The following is a 17,664-nucleotide window of genomic DNA, read 5'->3' on the forward strand; positions in this document are numbered from 1 at the left end:
ATGTTCCCCGGATTCACGCTCACCGAGATCGACGTCGGCGCGGTCCGCCTGCGCGTACGCCACGGCGGCTCCGGGCCGCCCGTGGTGCTGCTGCACGGGCACCCGCGTACCCATGCGACCTGGCACCGGGTGGCGCCGCGGCTGGCCGCGCGGCACACGGTGATCTGCCCGGACCTGCGCGGCTACGGCGGCTCGTCGAAGCCGCCGAGCGACCCGGAGCACACGGTCTACTCCAAGCGGGCGATGGCCGCAGACGTGGTGGGCCTGCTCGACGTGCTCGGGCACCGCCGGGCCGCGGTGATCGGTCACGACCGCGGCGCGTACGTGGCCATGCGGACCGCCCTGGACCACCCGGACCGGGTGAGCCGCCTCGGCGTGCTGGACGGGGTGCCGATCGGTGAGGCGCTGGCCCGCTGCGACGCCCGGTTCGCCGCCCGCTGGTGGCACTGGTTCTTCCTCGGCCAGCTCGCCAAGCCGGCCGAGCGGGTGATCAACGCCGACCCGGACGCCTGGTACGGCGGATCACCGGAGCAGATGGGCGAGCAGGCGTACGCCGACTACCGCCGCGCCATCCACGATCCGGCCACGGTGCACGCCATGTGCGAGGACTACCGGGCCGGGCTCGGCCCGGACCGGGCGGCGGACGACGCGGACCGGGCCGCCGGGCGGCGGATCGGCTGCCCGGTGCTGTTCGCCTGGTCCGAGCGCGACGACATGGTCGACCTCTACGGCGACCCGGCCGCGATCTGGCGCGACTGGGCCGACGACGTGCGGACGGCGTCGATCCCGTCCGGGCACCACATGGCCGAGGAGGCGCCGCGGGAGCTGACCGACGTGCTGGCCGGCTTCCTCGCGGAGGACCTCGCCTCGGTCAGCGACCGGCCGGGGTGAGCGGCTTCTCCACCGGAGCCGGCGCGTCGAGCAGGCCCCGGCGGCTCGCCCAGCGCTCGAACAGCACCGTGGCGAACGGGGGCACCGCGCTGGCCAGGGCCAGCCCGGTCTGCACGAGCGTCCAGCGGCGCCGCAGGGCCACCACGAGCGCCAGCAGGCCGTAGACCACGAACAGCGCACCGTGGACGGGGCCGAAGATCTTCACGCCGATCTCGTTGCCGGGCGGGCCGTACTTGACCGCCATGCCGGCCAGCAGCGCCGCCCACGAGCACCCCTCGGCGAACGCCGCCACCACGAACGCCCGGATCCACCCGTCGCGCATCAGCCACTCCCCTTCGCCGTCGGCGGCCATGCTAGCCGCCCGGGCCGGGCCGCCCGGACGGAACCCGCTGCCCCGCGACGGGGATCACCGGGGCCGCCACGGGGTACAGAAAAGGGCCTCCGGGCCTTTCCTGACCCGCCACTCCGTGCGAGGTTGGGGAGAACCAACTGTGACAGGGTGGTGACCATGGGCGAGGACGTCGGCGTGCGTACCTTCAGCCGAGAGGACCGGGCCCGCTATCGCGAGAAGGTCCGGCGGTGCCTGGACGTGTTCGCCGAGATGCTGCGCGAGTCCCGGTTCGACGTGGAGCGGCCGATGACCGGCCTGGAGATCGAACTGAACCTGGTCGACGACGGCTTCGACCCGGCCATGCGCAACGCCGACGTGCTGGAGGCGATCGCCGACCCGGCGTTCCAGACCGAACTGGGCCAGTTCAACGTGGAGATCAACGTCGAGCCGCGGCGGCTCGCCGGCACCGGCACCGCCGCGTTCGAGGAGCACGTCCGGGCCAGCCTGAACGCCGCCGAGTCCAAGGCCCGCACGGTCGGCGCGCACATGGTGATGGTCGGCATCCTGCCGACGCTGCGCCCGGAGCACCTGACCGCCGAGACGCTGTCGGCCAATCCCCGGTACTCGCTGCTCAACGAGCAGATCTTCGCCGCCCGCGGCGAGGACCTGCCGATCGCGATCAGCGGGGTGGAGCGGCTGGCCACCACGGCCGACACGATCACGCCGGAGGCGGCGTGCACCAGCACCCAGTTCCACCTCCAGGTCAGCCCGGCGCAGTTCGCCGACTACTGGAACGCCGCGCAGGCGATCGCCGGCATCCAGGTGGCGCTCGGCGCGAACTCACCGCTGTTCTTCGGCCGGGAGTTGTGGCGCGAGACCCGCGTGCCGCTGTTCCAGCAGGCCACCGACACCCGGGCGGAGGAGATCAAGGCCCAGGGCGTACGCCCGCGGGTGTGGTTCGGCGAACGCTGGATCACCTCGGTGTTCGACCTGTTCGAGGAGAACGTGCGCTACTTCCCGGCGCTGCTGCCGGTCTGCGACGCGGAGGACCCGGCCACCACGCTGCACAGCGGCGGAGTGCCGAAGCTGGCCGAGCTGCGGCTGCACAACGGCACCATCTACCGGTGGAACCGGCCGGTCTACGACGTGCTCAAGGGCCGGCCGCACCTGCGGGTGGAGAACCGGGTGCTGCCGGCCGGGCCGACGGTGCTGGACACGGTCGCCAACGGCGCGTTCTACTTCGGCCTGGTGCGGGCGCTCGCCGAGTCGGACCGTCCGCTGTGGTCGCAGATGTCGTTCAGCGCGGCCGAGGAGAACTTCAACGCCTGCGCCCGGCACGGCATCGACGCCCAGGTGTACTGGCCCGGGCTGGGCTACCTGCCGGTGACCGAGCTGGTGCTGCGCCGGCTGCTGCCGATGGCCCACCACGGGCTGGACCGGTGGGGCCTGGACCCGGCGGAACGGGACCGGCTGCTCGGCATCGTCGAGCAGCGCTGCCTGACCGGCCGCAACGGCGCGACGTGGCAGGTGGAGACGCTGCACCGGCTGGAGTCGGCCGACCACATGGACCGGCCGGCGGCGCTGCGCGAGGTGGTCCGCCACTACGTCGACCTGATGCACAGCAACCGGCCGGTGCACGAGTGGCCGATCCCCTGAGCCGGGCCTCCCGTCAGCGCAACGCGGTCACCGTCGCCCGCGCCGCCTGGGCGACCAGCGCGTCGTCGGGCTTCGCGTCGCGGCTGTCGCGGCTGGTCATGACCGCGAGCACGATCGGTGCCCGGTCCGGCGGCCACACCACGGCGATGTCGTTGCGGGTGCCGTACCCGCCGGTGCCGGACTTGTCCGCCACCTGCCAGCCGGCCGGCACGCCGGCCCGGACCAGCCCGCTCCCGGTGGTGCTGGCCCGCATCCAGCCGAGCAGCAGGTCGCGGTCCGCGGGCCGCAGGGCCTCACCCAGCGCGTACGCCCGCAGCGAGCCGGCCAGCGCGCGGGGCGTGCTGGTGTCGCGCTCGTCGCCGGGCGTGGCCGCGTTGAGCTCCGGTTCGGTACGGGCCGGCCTGGTGACCCGGTCGCCCACCTCCCGTAGCGCCCGCGCGAAGCCGGCCGGGCCGCCGAGCGCGTCGAACAGCAGGTTGCCGGCGGTGTTGTCGCTGTACCGCACCGCCGCCTCGGCGGCGTCCCGCAGCGTCATCCCGGTCTCCACGTGCCGTTCGGTCACCGGGGAGTGCGCCACCAGGTCCGCCCGCCGGTAGCGGACCACCCGGTCCCGCTCGGCGTCGGACGTGGCGGCCAGCATCGCGCCCGCCGCGAGCGCCTTGCACGTCGAGGCGTACGCGAACCGCTCGTCGGCGCGGTGCGCGAGGGTGCGCCCGGTGCCGGTGTCGACGGCGAAGACGCCGATCCGGGCGCCGGAGCGCCGCTCCAGCGCCGCCAGCTCGGCCGGTGCGGGCACCGGCTCGGCGCTCGGTGTGGCGTTCGGTGTGGCGCTCGGCGTGGATGTGGCCGGGGCGCTGGTGGGGGACGCGGCCTCGGGGCGGCTCTCCGTGCAGCCGGCCACCAGACCCGTCGCCGTGAGCATCGCCGCCGCGAGCACCTGCCGTCGGATCACCCGTTTTCTCCCCCGTCGTCCGGACCACGCCGTTCCCGGATCATTGTCGCCGACCCCGGTCGGGCCGGTGGTCCGCCGCCTCTCCGGCGTGGTCACCCGGCTCGCCGCCCGCCCGGTGGCCCGCCTGCCGTCGCGGGGGGGGGTGTCCCTATGGGTTTCGTCAAGCGGGGACGGGGCTGGTGGGGCGGGGTTGGTAGGGGATCTTGTCGCGGAGCATGGCGAACAGGACGTCGCAGCGGCGGCGGGCGAGGCAGATGAGGGCGGCGTTGTGGCGTTTGCCTTCGGCTCGTTTGCGGTCGTAGTAGGCGCGGCTGGTGGGGTCGGCGAGGGCGGCGAACGCGGCGAGGAAGAAGGCGCGTTTGAGGTTCTTGTTGCCGCCGCGGGGTGGGTGTTCGCCGCGGATGCTGCTGCCGGATCGTCGGGTGACGGGGGCGAGGCCGGCGTAGGCGGCGAGGTGGCCGGGGGTGGGGAAGGCGGTGCCGTCGCCGACTTCGAGCAGGATCCGGGCTGCGGTCCTGACGCCGATGCCGGGCATCGAGGTCAGGACCGGGGCGAGAGGGTGCGCATCAAGCATCCTCTCGACCTCGCCGGCGGTCTGGTCGCGTTGTCGCAGGACATCGCGGAGGCTGTCAGCCAGGCGGGGCAGGATCGTCTCCGCAGCCTGGGTGCCCGGGACGGTGACGGTCTGCTCGTCGAGGGCGGTCAGGATCTGCTCGACCAGGCGTTCGCCCATGCGGGGTGCGTGGACGGCGGCGATCGAGACAAGTTTGCGGCGACCGGCCTTGCGCAGTCCGACGGGGCCGCCGCAGCGCGACAGCAGCTCCAGGACCGCCTTGTGGTGAATCTTAGGGCCGAGGACCCGTTCCAGAGCGGGATGGATCTGGGTGAGCAGCCCACGGATCCGGTTGGACACGCGGGTGGCTTCGCCGGCGAGATCGTCATCGAACCCGACCAGCACCTCCAGCTCCGCGAGGGCTTCATCGCCGACGTCGACCCGCCGCAGCGTGTGGGGCAGGGTGCGGGCCGCGTCAGCGATGACGTAGGCGTCACGGGCGTCTGTCTTCGCGGTGCCGGGATGCAGGTCGGCGATGCGGCGCATGGCCAGGCCGGGCAGGTAGGCCACCTGATGCCCACACGCCCGAGCCACCGCCACGGGCAGGGCGCCGATCGAGGCGGGCTGGTCGACCACCACCAGCACCCGACCGTGGCGGGCGAGCTTGCCGAATAGCTGCCTCAGCCGGACCTCGGTGTTCGGCAACGCCGCGTCATGCAGCCGCTTGCCATCGGGCGCCAACCCGACCGCATGGTGATCGCCCTTACCGACGTCCAAGCCGAGGTAGACGCCGTATCCGTCGTGCACCAGACCCGCCTCCACGCATCGTCCGTGGCCTCGGCCGCTGATCCAGGCGTCGGACTGCCGGCAGCCACGTTACGAAGAGACCTACCCCAACACGGGTGGCCGTGTCCCTATCAGCGGTCCACCGACGCCACCCGACCCGGCGACAACACCCCCCGGATCATCCGAACGACAGGGGCAGGAAGTCATACCGGGCCGGGCGACCGAGGAGTCCCCGGCTGGGGACGATCAAAAAGGTAACGGGGGTCAGCCGGCGACGGCGGAGAACGTGACCGCGCCCGCCGCGGCCAGCGGGACCGCCACCGCGGCGGCGAGCAGCCGTACCCGGGCGGACCGGCCGACCAGCACCACCAGCAGCACGGCGAGCGCGAGGTCGATGGCCACGTTCCACCACGCGCCGGGATAGCCGGACCGCGACTTCAGCGCGAACCGCAGCGCCTCCTCGACGAACACGGCCACCGGCAGCGCGGTCCCGACGACGCGGCGCCATCCCTCGGTCCGTGCCCAGATGCCGGCGACGCCGAACACCACGCCCGCCACCACGCCGAACGCCATCCAGACGATCGAGGTGGGCGACCAGATCACGGCGAGGTCGTCGTCCTGGAGCAGCGTCGCCGCGAGGTAGTAGCTGGGCACCGCGACGATGAGCAGAACGCTGGCCGCGACGGCGGCGCGCACCGCGCCCGACCGGATCCACAAGCCCAGCGCGAACGCGGCGACCGCCCAGGTGGCGGTGGAGTTGCCGAGTTCGGCGAACGGGAACGGCACCCACTTGATCCAGACGAAGTCTCCGAAGCCGAGCAGGAAGCCGGCGACGGGGACGACGAGGGCGACGGTGCGACGTGAGGGCGGCATGCGTGGGAGCATACTCAGTATGCTCACCGGCTCGGCGAGGCGGCCCTACGAGGCCAGCCGCCGCTCGGACGGCGTGAGACGCACCGCGCCGTCGGACCTGTTGATCTCCGACCACACCTCGTCGAGGGAGAGGCCGAGGACGTCGGCGATGGCCGCGATGGTGGGAAACGCCGGCGTGGCGACCCGGCCGGACTCGATCTTCCGGAGCGTCTCCGGGGAGACGCCCGCGTCGAGCGCGGTGAGCAGCATCGAACGCTCACCCCGCGCTCGCCGCAGGAGCGCGCCGAGGCGCTGCCCGCGCTCGACCTCGGCGGGAGTGAGGGGCAACCTGACCATGCCAGGATTCTAATACCGGGATAACATGGCCGGGATACTTATTGGTTCCGCGAGGAAGGCGCCTGCATGATCGAGATCCTGAGCCCCACCGACGTCCGGCGGGCGCGGGACACCGGCGCCCTGGTCGCCCACATCCTGCAGACGCTGCGCGGCAGCACCACCGTCGGCACCAACCTGCTCGACATCGACAGGCAGGCCCAGCGCATGATCGCCGAGGCCGGGGCGCAGTCCTGCTACGTCGACTACGCGCCGTCCTTCGGACGCGGGCCGTTCGGCCACTACATCTGCACCTCGGTCAACGACGCGGTGCTGCACGGACTGCCGCACGACTACACGCTCGCCGACGGCGACCTGCTGAGCCTCGACCTGGCCGTCTCGCTGGGCGGGGTGGTGGCCGACTCCGCGATCAGCTTCCTCGTCGGCGACGCACGGCCCGCGGAGAGCGTCGCGCTGATCGACGCCACCGAACGGGCGTTGCGCGCCGGGATCGCCGCCGCCGGTCCCGGCGCCCGCGTCGGGGACCTCTCGCACGCCATCGGCTCGGTCCTCACCGAGGCCGGATACTCGGTCAACACCGAGTTCGGCGGTCACGGCGTCGGGTCGACGATGCACCAGGACCCGCACGTGTCGAACACCGGACGGCCCGGGCGCGGCTACACGCTGCGTCCCGGGCTGCTGCTGGCGCTGGAGCCCTGGGTGATGGCGGACACCGCCACGCTGGTCACCGACGCCGACGGGTGGACGCTGCGCAGCGCGACGGGCTGCCGTACCGCGCACAGCGAGCACACCATCGCCATCACCGACGACGGCGCGGAGATCCTGACGCTGCCGAGGTCGTGACCCTCACCGGGCCCGGCGTCCGGCACGACGGCCCTCCGCGTTCCGCCGCCGGGCACCGTCAGGCGGGCGTGCAGCGCTCCCGTTCCGCCCCGCCGGGCGTCGTCAGGCGGGCGTGCAGCGCTCCCGCAGCGTCTGCACGCCGGGGCCGGTGAGGTCGTCGCAGTAGGCGGCCCGTCCGGCCATCGCCATCATCAGCGCGACAGTGGTGCCGCTGACCAGCGGGCCGACCCCGGCGCTGAACGGCCCGTCGGTCGCCTCCACCCGCAGGCCCTCGATCGCACTGCGGCCGGCCACCGTGAAGTCCCGGCCGGCGAAGAAGCGGGCGACGGGCGTGACGGCCTCGACCGAGGGCGTACGGGTCAGGCCGAGCGGACGCCGGATGTCCTGGGCGTGCACGACCACCTCACCGAGCCACGCCTCGGTCGGCCCGAACGTCGACGTGGTGCTGCCGACGATGCGGCGGAACCGGTCGAGCGTCTCCCCCGGGTCGGCGCCCCGGTGCTCGGCGAGCCGCCGGTCGTTGTGCAGGTCGAAGTCGAACCGGGCCCCGAGCACACTGGCGACCCAGCGGGCCCGGCCGACGCTCGCCGCCGCCGTCAGGTGCGCGAGCGTCTCCTCCACCGTCCACCTGCCGCACAGCGAGGGCCGGGCCCACTGCCCCGCGTCGAGTCCGGCGAGATCGTCGGCGAGGGCGGCGCGCTCGGCGTGCGCAAGCGCCCACAGCTCACGGCGGGTCAGCGTGTCGGACATGGAACCTCCAGGGTCGGGCCGTCGGAGGTAGGACCACGCTCCCGCCGCGAACTCACCGCCCCCGGCTCCGCCGATCTTGGAGTTGTGGTGGTTCGCGAACCGGACAGGTGGGACCTTCGAGACGCCACAAGTCCAAGATCGACGCCGGCAAGCGGTCAGAGCGCCACGATCGCGGCCGACTCCGGCGGCAGCTCGATGCCGTCGCGCATGACCGTGACCCCCTCGGACGTGGCGAGCAGCACCCGGCGTACCACGCCGGGCAGGTTGATCCGCTGCGCCCGGCCGGCCAGGTTCGCCACCACGAGCGTGTCGCCGCGCCGCATCACCAGGAACCGGTCGCCGTGGCGTACGTCGACCCGGTCCAGCCGGGGGTCGGACAGGTCGGCCCGGGAGCGGCGCAGCGCGATCAGCCGCCGGTACAGGTCGTACGTCTCGCGGTGCTCCGGCTTGTCCAGCTCGGCCCAGTCCAGCCGGGACCGCAGGAACGTCTGCGGGTCCTGCGGGTCGGGGACGTCGTCGGTGGCCCAGCCGTGGCCGGCGAACTCGCGTCGGCGGCCGGTGGCCACAGCCGTCGCCAGTTCCGGCTCGGGGTGGCTGGTGAAGAACTGCCAGGGCGTGGAGGCCGCCCACTCCTCCCCCATGAACAGCATCGGCGTGAACGGCGCGGTCATCAGCAGCGTCGCCCCGACGCGCAGCAGGCCGGGCGACAGCGTGGCGGAGATCCGGTCGCCGGTGGCCCGGTTGCCGATCTGGTCGTGGTTCTGCAGGTACGCCACGAAGCGGTGGCCGGGCGTGCGCTGCCGGTCGACCGGGCGGCCGTGGCTGCGGCCGCGGAAGCTGGACCAGGTGCCGGCGTGGAAGAACCCGCCGGTCAGCACGTCGGTGAGGCATTCCAGGGAGCCGAAGTCGCCGTAGTAGCCCTGCCGTTCGCCGGTGAGCAGCGTGTGCAGCGCGTGGTGGGCGTCGTCGTTCCACTGGGCGTGCAGGCCGTACCCGCCCGCCTCGCGGGGCGTGATCAGGCGCGGGTCGTTGAGGTCGCTCTCGGCGATCAGCGACAGCGGGCGTCCGAGGTGCGTGGACAGCGCCTCCACCTCGGCGGCGACCTCCTCCAGCCAGTGCACGGCCCGGCCGTCGGGCATGGCGTGCACGGCGTCCAGCCGCAGCCCGTCGACGTGGTAGTCGCGCAGCCAGCCCAGCACGCTGTCGGCGATGTAGCGGCGTACCCCGTCGGAGTGCGGGCCGTCCAGGTTGACGGTGCGGCCCCAGGTGTTGCTCTGCTCGGTGAGGTACGGCGCGAACCGCGGCGCGTAGGCCCCGGAGGGCCCGAAATGGTTGTAGACGACGTCGAGGATCACCCCCAGGCCCTTGGCGTGGGCGGCGTCGACGAACCGTTTCAGGCCGTCCGGGCCGCCGTACGGCTCGTGCGGGGCGTACCAGCAGACGCCGTCGTAGCCCCAGTTGTACTCGCCGTTGAACGCGTTCACCGGCAGCAGTTCGACCATGTCGACGCCGAGGTCGACCAGGTGGTCGAGCTTGGCGATGGCCGCGTCGAACGTGCCCTCCGGGGTGAACGTGCCGATGTGCAGCTCGTACAGCACGCTGCCGGGCAGCTGCCGGCCGGTCCAGGCGGCGTCGGTCCAGGCGAACGCCGCGTGGTCGTAGAGCCGGCTCGGCCCGTGCACCCCGGCCGGCTGCCAGGCCGAGCGGGGGTCGGGCAGGGCCTGGTCGTCGTCGTCGAGCAGGAACGCGTAGTCGGTGCCCGGCCCGGCGCCGGGCACCTCGACCCGCCACCAGCCGTCCGGCCCCTGGCGCATCGCGTGGTCGGCGACGCCGGGCAGGCGCAGCCGCACCCGGGCGGCCTCGGGCGCCCACACCGTGAACTCGGTCATGCGGCGGCCTCCACAGAGTCGGTGGGTGCGAGGAGGGCGACGGGATAGGTGCTCAGCAGATCATGAAGGAGCAGCTCAGAACCACTGTAGACCCGCCCGGTGAACAAGTCGGTGCACTGATGAACGGGAAGTGACACGGTCGTGTCCCGCCAGCCGCCGGAGCGGGCCAGCCGCAGCGGCAGCCGGGTCGCGACCGCGACCGCGCCGCCCCGGTCGAAGGCCACCGCGTGCGCGGCCGCCGGGCCGCGCGCCGGCACCGGCCGGTAGCCGCCGAACAGGTCCGGGCGGTCGCGGCGCAACCGCAGCGTCCGGGACACCACGAGCAGCTTGGCCGCGCCGTCGCCGGCCACCGCGGGCCGCCAGCCGGCGTCGAGCCGGGCCAGCATGTCCCGGCGTACGGCGAAGTCGACCGGCCGGCGGTTGTCCGGGTCGACGAGCGAGTTCTCCCACAGCTCGGTGCCCTGGTAGACGTCCGGCACGCCGGGCATGGCGAGCTGGACCAGCTTCTGCCCGAGCGCGTTGGACCAGCCGGGCGGGGTGATCTCGGCGGCGAACGCGGTGATCTGGGCGTGCAGTTCCGGGTCGTCGTACATCCGGTCGACCAGGGCGTGCAGCTCGTGCTCGAAGGCCGCGTCCGGGTCGGCCCAGCTCGTGGTGACCGACGCCTCCCGGGCGGCCTTCTCGGCGTACCCGTGCAGTCGTTCCCGTTCGATCGGCCACGCCCCGACGGCGGTCTGCCAGAGCAGGTGGGCCAGCGCGGGGTCGGCCAGCGGCGCGCGGGACATCCACTCGGCGACCCGTTCGGCCCAGCGGCCGGGCAGCTCGGACAGCACCGCGAGCCGGGCGCGGACGTCCTCGCCGCGCTTGGTGTCGTGGGTGGACAGCGCGGTCATGCTGGCCGGCCAGCGCACGTGCCGGGTGGCGGCGAAGCGGTGCAGCTCGGCCGGGGGTACGCCGAAGTGGGCCGGGCTGCCGCCGACCTCGTTGAGGGCGACGAACCGGCTCCACCGGTAGTACGCGGTGTCCTCCACGCCCTTGGCCATCACCGCGCCGGTGAACTGCGGGAACCGGGCGGCCAGCTCGTGGCCGGGGTCGCGCAGCCGGGCGGTGACCGCGTCCAGCACGCCGGTCAGGTCGGGCCGGCGGCGACCTGCTTCGCTGCGGGCGGCGGCCAGGTGCCGGGCGCCAGAGGGCGGGTAGCCGCGGTAGACCGGGAAGCACGCCGCCAGCTCGGCCAGGGCGGCGCGGACCTGCTCGCCCGGCAGCTCCGTCACCAGCGCGGCCAGCCGGGTCAGCTCGGCGGCGAGCAGCCGGGTGGCCGCCTCCAGCTTGGTGGCGTGTGTCAGGTCGGCCCAGGAGGTGTGCCGCCCGGTCAGCCGGCCGTCGAGCGTGGTGAACTCCGGTTCGGCGTCCGGGTCGACGAACAGCCCGGACACGGCGGCCAGCGCGTCGTAGCCGGTGGTGCCGTCGACCGGCCAGTCGGGCAGGTCCTCGCCGTACTCCAGGATCTTCTCCACCACCAGCCAGCGCTGCGGCGCGGCGGCGCGCAACCGGGCCAGGTAGCCGGCCGGGTCGCGCAGCCCGTCCGGGTGGTCGACGCGGATGCCGTCGACCTCCCCGGCGTCGACCCAGCGCAGGATCTCCGCGTGGGTGGCGTCGAAGACCTCCGGGTCCTCCACCCGCAGGCCGGCCAGGTCGGACACGGCGAAGAACCGGCGGTACGTCAGCTCGGCGTCGCCGCGCCGCCAGTTCACCAGCTCGTAGTGCTGCCGGTCGTGCACCTGCCGGGGGGTTCCGTCGCCGGTGCCGTCGGCGACCGGGAAGCGGTGCTCGTGGTAGCGCAGCTCCCCGTCGACGAGCTTCAGGTCGTCGAGCGCGTCGGCGGTGTCGGCGAGCACCGGCAGCAGCAGCCGGCCGCGGTCCCAGTCGATGTCGAACCAGCGCGCGTACGCCGAGTCGCGTCCCCGCCGCAGCACGTCCCACCAGGCCGGGTTGGCCTCGGGCCGGGCCACCCCGGCGTGGTTGGGCACGATGTCCACGACCAGGCCCAGCCCGGCCGCGCGCAGCGCCCGGACCAGCCGCGCCCGGGCGGCCTCGCCGCCGAGCTGCGGGTTGACCGCGCGGTGGTCCACCACGTCGTAGCCGTGCGCGGAGCCGGGCGTGGCGGTGAGCAGGGGCGCGGTGTAGAGGTGGGTGACGCCGAGCGCGGCGAGGTATCCCGCCAGCTCGGCCGTGGCGTCTAGGTCGAAGCCGGGCCGCACCTGGACCCGGTAGGTCGAGCGGGGGGTGTCGGGCATGGCTCAGGCCGTCCTCTCCAGGACCAGCAGCGAGCGGTCCGGCACGCAGACCGTGCCGCCCGCCTCGACGAGCGTCGTCTTCTCCGGATCGGGTTCCGCGGTGCTGATCACCAGTTCCCACCGGGTGCCGAACTCCTCGCCGGGCAGCGTGAAGTCCAGCGGCGCGTCGTGCGCGTTGAACAGCAGCAGGAAGGAGTCGTCCCGGTGGCGCTGGCCGTACTGGCCGCGTTCGCCGATGCCGTCGCCGTTGACGAACAGGGCGACCGAGCGGCCGAAGTCGTTTCCCCAGTCCTCGCCGGTCATCTCCCGGCCGTCCGGGGTGTACCACGCCAGGTCCGGCAGCCCGGAACCGGCGGCCCGTCCGCCCACCGGCAGGCCGGTGAAGAACCGGCGGCGGCGGAACACCTGGTGCCGGTTGCGGAACTCGGTGAGCCGGCGGACGAAGTCCAGCAGCTCGGTGTCGGCCCGGTCCCAGTCCACCCAGGCGAGCTCGCTGTCCTGGCAGTAGGCGTTGTTGTTGCCGCGCTGGGTGCGGCCCAGTTCGTCGCCGTGGCCGAGCATCGGCACGCCCTGGGACAGGATCAGCGTGGCCAGGAAGTTGCGCCGCTGCCGGGCCCGCAGCGCCAGCACGCCCGGGTCGTCGGTCTCGCCCTCGACGCCGCAGTTCCAGGACCGGTTGTGGCTCTCCCCGTCCCGGTTTTCCTCGCCGTTGGCCTCGTTGTGCTTGTCGTTGTAGGAGACCAGGTCGGTGAGCGTGAACCCGTCGTGGCAGGTGACGAAGTTGATGCTGTGGAACGGGCGGCGGCCGTCGTCCTGGTAGAGGTCGGCGGAGCCGGAGATGCGGGAGGCGAACTCGGCGAGCGTGGCCGGCTCGCCGCGCCAGAAGTCGCGTACGGTGTCGCGGTACTTGCCGTTCCACTCGGTCCACTGCGGCGGGAAGTTGCCGACCTGGTAGCCGCCGGGGCCGACGTCCCACGGCTCGGCGATGAGCTTGACCCGGCCGACCACCGGGTCCTGCTGCACCACCTCGAAGAACGTGGACAGGCGGTCCACCTCGTAGAACTCGCGGGCCAGCGTGGCGGCCAGGTCGAACCGGAAGCCGTCGACGTGCATCTCGGTGACCCAGTAGCGCAGCGAATCCATGATCAGTTGTAGTGAGTGCGGACTGCGCACGTTGAGGCTGTTGCCGGTGCCGGTGTAGTCGACGAAGTAGCGCCGATCTTCCTCGGAGAGCCGGTAGTAGCTCGGGGTGTCGATGCCCTTGAAGCTCAGCGACGGCCCGAGATGGTTGCCCTCGGCGGTGTGGTTGTAGACCACGTCGAGGATGACCTCGATGCCTGCGGCGTGCAGCGCCTTGACCATGCCCCGGAACTCCTGCACCTGCTGGCCCAGGCGGCCCAGCGCGGAGTAGCCGTGGTGCGGGGCGAAGAAGCCGATGGTGTTGTAGCCCCAGTAGTTGCGCAGCCCCAGGTCGGCCAGGCGGTGGTCGTGCACGAACTCGTGCACCGGCATCAGCTCCACCGCTGTCACGCCGAGCCGCTTGAAGTGCTCGATCATCACCGGGGAGGCGATCGCCGCGTACGTGCCGCGCAGCTCCTCCGGGATGCCCGGGTGGCGCATGGTCAGGCCGCGCACGTGCGCCTCGTAGATCACCGAGTGGTGGTACGGGGTGCGCGGCGGCCGGTCGTTGCCCCAGTCGAAGTACGGGTTCACCACCACCGACTTCGGCATGTACGGCGCCGAGTCCTCGGTGTTCATCCGGTCCGGGTCGCCGCCGACCTCGTAGTCGTAGACCGACGGGTGCCAGGTGACCTCCCCGTCGACCGCCTTCGCGTACGGGTCGAGCAGCAGCTTGTGCGGATTGCAGCGCAGCCCCTCGGCCGGGTTCCACGGCCCGTGCACCCGGTAGCCGTAGCGCTGGCCGGGCTCGACGCCGGGGATGTAGGCGTGCCACACGTACGCGTCGACCTCGCGCAGCTCCACCCGGCGCTCGGTGCCGATGTCCCACTCGTCGAACAGGCACAGCTCGATCTTCTCCGCCACCTCGGAGAAGATCGCGAAGTTGGTGCCCATCCCGTCGTACGTGGCGCCGAGGGGGTAGCTCTCGCCCGGCCAGACCTGCATGTCGCTCCTTCGGCCCATGATCGTGAGCGCATCGGGCGGGGGGCACCGCCGATGCGCACGCCGGTGATGCCCCGTCGTACCGCCCGTCAATCCACCCGTTCGGACCGTAACCGAATCCGCCCTCCTGAGTCCGGACAGACGTTCGGGTGTCATCCGTCACGATCGACCTTTTCAAGATGCGGACCGGCGGCAGATGGACTTTCCTGGATCCGGGCCCACGCGCGCGCGGGCCCGCCCGGCCGTTCGGCCACCCCTCACCACCGCTCGTCGCCGCCACCGATGCCGGCGTGCCTCACCATGCATGGACGGAGATCGACGTGACCACTCTGCGGGTCGGCGCTCAGCCCGCCACCGCGACGGACCGGCTCCACCGGCCCACCCTCACCTCCCGCCCGGCGCCCCCGTCGCCGGCCGGGGCCGGGCCCCGGCCCCGGCGCATCCTGATGCTGTCGTGGGAGTACCCGCCGGTGCTCGTCGGTGGCCTCGGCCGCCACGTCCACGCGCTCTCCGTGGCGCTGGCCGCCGCCGGGCACGAGGTCACAGTCGTCACCCGCCACGCCGAGGGCGCTCCCCTGGAGGAGTACGCCGACGGCGTGCGCGTGGTCCGCGCCGCCGAGGACCCGGTCCGGTTCCCGCTGGCCACCGGATCGCTGCTGGCCTGGACCATGGCGTTCAACCACACCCTGACCCGGGCCGCGCTACGCGCCGCCTCCACCGGCTCCTACGACGTCATCCACGCCCACGACTGGCTGGTCGCGCACACCGCGATGACGCTGCGCGAGCACCTCGACGTGCCGCTGGTCAGCACCATCCACGCCACCGAGGCGGGCCGGCACCAGGGCTGGCTGCCGGAGGAGATGAACCGCACCATCCACGGCGTCGAGCACTGGCTCGCCGGCGAGTCCGGCCGGGTGATCGTCTGCTCCGGTTACATGCGCGACGAGGTGGGCGCGCTCTTCGGCGTGGACGCCGCCCGGGTCGACGTGGTGCCCAACGGCGTCGAGCCGCACCGCTGGCGGGTGCCCGCGTCGGCGGTCGCCGCCGCCCGGGCCCGGTTCGCCGCCGACGGCCCGCTGGTCACGTTCGCCGGCCGCCTGGTGTACGAGAAGGGCGTGCAGCACCTGCTGGCCGGGCTGCCCCGGCTGCGCGACCGGCACCCCGGGCTGCGCGCGGTGATCGTCGGCGACGGGCCGTACAAGGCGGACCTGGAGGCCGAGGTGCACCGCCTCGGACTGGGCGCGACTGTGAGCATGCCCGGGTTCCTCGGCGGCACCGACCTGCCCGCCGTGATGGCCGCCTCGGACTGCTTCGCGGTGCCGAGCATCTACGAGCCGTTCGGCATGGTGGCGCTGGAGGGGGCAGCCGCGGGCGCGCCGCTGGCGGTGGCCCGTACCGGCGGGCTGGCCGAGATCGTCGAGCCGGGCGTCACCGGGATGACGTTCGCCCCGCACGACCCGGACGGGCTGGCCGAGGCGGTGCACACGCTGCTGTCCGACCGGGACCGGGCACGTGCGCTCGCCCGGCGGGCCCGCGCCATGGTGCACGAGCAGTACGGCTGGGCCGCCATCGCGTCCCGCACGGCCGCCGCGTACGCCGCCGCCATCGCCGGCGACCCGGCGTTCACCGCCGCCCGCGCCCAGCACCGCATGGCACACGGCCACACCACCCCGCGAGTCCCCGAGGGCAACCTCCTCACCGCCGCCGGCCTCCGCTAGCGGCCCTTCTCCCCCTCTCCCCCTCTCCCCCTCTCCCCCTCTCCCCCTCTCCCCCTCTCCCCCGCGATCTTGCACTTGGTGCCCCCAGGAGGGCCGCAATGCCCGGAAATGCCCGGGCGCGGAGTGCAAGATCGGCGGGAGTGGGGCGGGGTGGGGTGGGTGGGGGCGCGTACGGGAAAGGCCGCCGGCCTCCGGATGGAGGCGGCGGCCTTTCGCCGGGGTTGCGTCAGCGCTGCTCGGCGGGGACGTAGTCCCGCTCGGCGGCGCCGGTGTAGATCTGCCGCGGGCGACCGATCTTGGTCTCCGGGTCGTTGATCATCTCGCGCCACTGCGCGATCCAGCCGGGCAGCCGGCCGAGCGCGAACAGCACCGTGAACATCTTGGTCGGGAAGCCCATGGCCTTGTAGATCAGGCCGGTGTAGAAGTCCACGTTCGGGTAGAGCCGCCGGGACACGAAGAAGTCGTCGGCGAGCGCGATCTCCTCCAGCTGCACCGCGAGGTCCAGCAGCGGGTCCGGCTTGGCCATCCGGCCGAGCACGTCCTGGGCGGCCTTCTTCACGATGGCGGCGCGCGGGTCGTAGTTCTTGTAGACCCGGTGCCCGAAGCCCATCAGCTTCACGCCGTCCTGCTTGTCCTTCACCTTCTGCACGAAGGAGCGGACGTCGCCGCCGTCGGCCTGGATCTTCTGGAGCATCTCCAGGACGGCCTGGTTGGCGCCGCCGTGCAGCGGGCCGAACAGCGCGTTCACGCCGGCCGAGACCGAGGCGAACAGGTTGGCGTTGCTGGAGCCGACCAGCCGCACGGTCGAGGTGGAGCAGTTCTGCTCGTGGTCGGCGTGCAGGATGAACAGCATGTCCAGCACCCGGGCCACCACCGGGTCGACCTCGTACGGCTCGGCCGGCACGCCGAAGGTCATCCGCAGGAAGTTCTCGACGTAGCCCAGCGAGTTGTCCGGGTACAGCAGCGGCTGCCCGATCGACTTCTTGTACGCGTACGAGGCGATGGTGGGGACCTTCGCCATCAGCCGCACCGTGGACATCTCCACGTGCTCGGAGTCGAACGGGTCCAGGCTGTCCTGGTAGAAGGTCGAGATGGCGCTGACGGCCGAGGAGAGCACGGCCATCGGGTGCGCGTCGCGGGGGAACCCGTCGAAGAAGCGGCGCATCTCCTCGTGCAGCAGGGAGTGCCGCCGGATCCGCTCGCTGAACTCCGTGAGCTGCGTCTGGGACGGCAGCTCGCCGTAGATCAGCAGGTAGGAGACCTCCAGGAAGGAGGACTTCTCGGCCAGCTGGTCGATCGGGTAGCCGCGGTACCGCAGGATGCCGGCATCACCGTCGATGTAGGTGATGGCGGACGAGCAGGACGCGGTGTTCACGAAACCGGGGTCGTACGTGGTCATCCCGGTTTCCTTGAGCAGCTTGCTCACCCCGATCCCGGCGGGGCCCTCAACCGCGGACTGCACCGGCATCGACAGCTGCCCACCGGGGTGGTCGAGCTTGACTTCCGTCATCTGTTCCTCGCTTCGCCGGCAAGATCTTCGTTGAATTGCCTTCGCTTCTACCGTAATCACGGCGCGGAGAACACCGCTCGTCATGGTTTGAGGGTGAGGTGTGCGTCACCTGTTTCCCGGCCAGGCGGTCCGGAAACCGGATGGGAGCGCGGCCATGGGCA

14 protein-coding genes are annotated in these 17,664 nt (G+C 72.8%); 4 read left to right on the plus strand and 10 right to left on the minus strand.

Annotated features, from left to right (window positions below):
* Positions 1-891, plus strand: a complete 891-nt coding sequence (locus tag ACN27C_RS26010; protein ID WP_121685711.1) for an alpha/beta fold hydrolase — start codon at positions 1-3, stop codon at positions 889-891.
* Here ACN27C_RS26010 and ACN27C_RS26015 read toward each other — a convergent pair.
* Complete coding sequence (locus ACN27C_RS26015) at positions 872-1,243, minus strand: DUF3817 domain-containing protein (protein ID WP_121685700.1); 372 nt, start codon at positions 1,241-1,243, stop codon at positions 872-874. The two genes, ACN27C_RS26010 and ACN27C_RS26015, sit on opposite strands and share 20 nt — an antisense overlap.
* Before the next feature lie 156 nt (positions 1,244-1,399).
* Here ACN27C_RS26015 and ACN27C_RS26020 point away from each other — a divergent pair, with 156 nt between their 5' ends.
* Positions 1,400-2,878 (plus strand): glutamate--cysteine ligase, encoded by a 1,479-nt coding sequence (locus ACN27C_RS26020; protein ID WP_422748715.1) that lies wholly within the window; start codon positions 1,400-1,402, stop codon positions 2,876-2,878.
* 13 nt (positions 2,879-2,891) lie between these two features.
* On the opposite strand, the gene bla is transcribed toward ACN27C_RS26020, so the two are convergent.
* From bla to ACN27C_RS26040, 4 genes are all read right to left on the minus strand, one after another.
* Entirely contained in the window at positions 2,892-3,800 is a 909-nt protein-coding gene (gene bla / locus ACN27C_RS26025) for a class A beta-lactamase (RefSeq protein WP_422751675.1), read from the minus strand.
* A gap of 190 nt (positions 3,801-3,990) precedes the next feature.
* The gene (locus tag ACN27C_RS26030) at positions 3,991-5,190 is read right to left on the minus strand and encodes an IS110 family transposase (protein WP_230651872.1); all 1,200 of its coding nucleotides are present in this window, start codon (positions 5,188-5,190) and stop codon (positions 3,991-3,993) included.
* A gap of 243 nt (positions 5,191-5,433) precedes the next feature.
* The gene (locus ACN27C_RS26035) at positions 5,434-6,042 is read right to left on the minus strand and encodes a DUF6518 family protein (protein ID WP_422748717.1); all 609 of its coding nucleotides are present in this window, start codon (positions 6,040-6,042) and stop codon (positions 5,434-5,436) included.
* 45 nt (positions 6,043-6,087) lie between these two features.
* Entirely contained in the window at positions 6,088-6,378 is a 291-nt protein-coding gene (locus ACN27C_RS26040) for a helix-turn-helix domain-containing protein (protein ID WP_120570145.1), read from the minus strand.
* A gap of 66 nt (positions 6,379-6,444) precedes the next feature.
* On the opposite strand from ACN27C_RS26040, the gene map reads away from it, so the two are divergent.
* Entirely contained in the window at positions 6,445-7,218 is a 774-nt protein-coding gene (gene map / locus ACN27C_RS26045) for a type I methionyl aminopeptidase (protein ID WP_120570146.1), read from the plus strand.
* A gap of 102 nt (positions 7,219-7,320) precedes the next feature.
* Here map and ACN27C_RS26050 read toward each other — a convergent pair whose 3' ends face one another.
* From ACN27C_RS26050 to glgX, 4 genes are all read right to left on the minus strand, one after another.
* Entirely contained in the window at positions 7,321-7,968 is a 648-nt protein-coding gene (locus ACN27C_RS26050; protein ID WP_422748721.1) for a maleylpyruvate isomerase family mycothiol-dependent enzyme, read from the minus strand.
* Between the two features lie 155 nt (positions 7,969-8,123).
* On the minus strand, positions 8,124-9,857 hold the full coding sequence (gene treZ, locus ACN27C_RS26055; RefSeq protein WP_121685704.1) for a malto-oligosyltrehalose trehalohydrolase: 1,734 nt from the start codon (positions 9,855-9,857) through the stop codon (positions 8,124-8,126).
* A complete protein-coding gene (gene treY, locus ACN27C_RS26060; protein WP_422748723.1) occupies positions 9,854-12,154 on the minus strand; it encodes a malto-oligosyltrehalose synthase in 2,301 nt (766 codons plus the stop codon). The genes treZ and treY overlap by 4 nt, the downstream gene beginning before the upstream one ends.
* Before the next feature lie 3 nt (positions 12,155-12,157).
* The gene (gene glgX, locus ACN27C_RS26065; RefSeq protein ID WP_422748726.1) at positions 12,158-14,278 is read right to left on the minus strand and encodes a glycogen debranching protein GlgX; all 2,121 of its coding nucleotides are present in this window, start codon (positions 14,276-14,278) and stop codon (positions 12,158-12,160) included.
* Between the two features lie 317 nt (positions 14,279-14,595).
* Here glgX and ACN27C_RS26070 point away from each other — a divergent pair, with 317 nt between their 5' ends.
* On the plus strand, positions 14,596-15,993 hold the full coding sequence (locus ACN27C_RS26070) for a glycosyltransferase family 4 protein (protein ID WP_422748728.1): 1,398 nt from the start codon (positions 14,596-14,598) through the stop codon (positions 15,991-15,993).
* A gap of 226 nt (positions 15,994-16,219) precedes the next feature.
* Here the strand turns inward: ACN27C_RS26070 and ACN27C_RS26075 are convergent, their stop codons facing one another.
* Entirely contained in the window at positions 16,220-17,503 is a 1,284-nt protein-coding gene (locus ACN27C_RS26075; protein WP_120570152.1) for a citrate synthase, read from the minus strand.
* Between the last annotated feature and the right edge of the window lie 161 nt (positions 17,504-17,664).

Source organism: Micromonospora sp. WMMD1219 (assembly GCF_049315215.1).
Lineage (GTDB): Bacteria > Actinomycetota > Actinomycetes > Mycobacteriales > Micromonosporaceae > Micromonospora > Micromonospora tulbaghiae.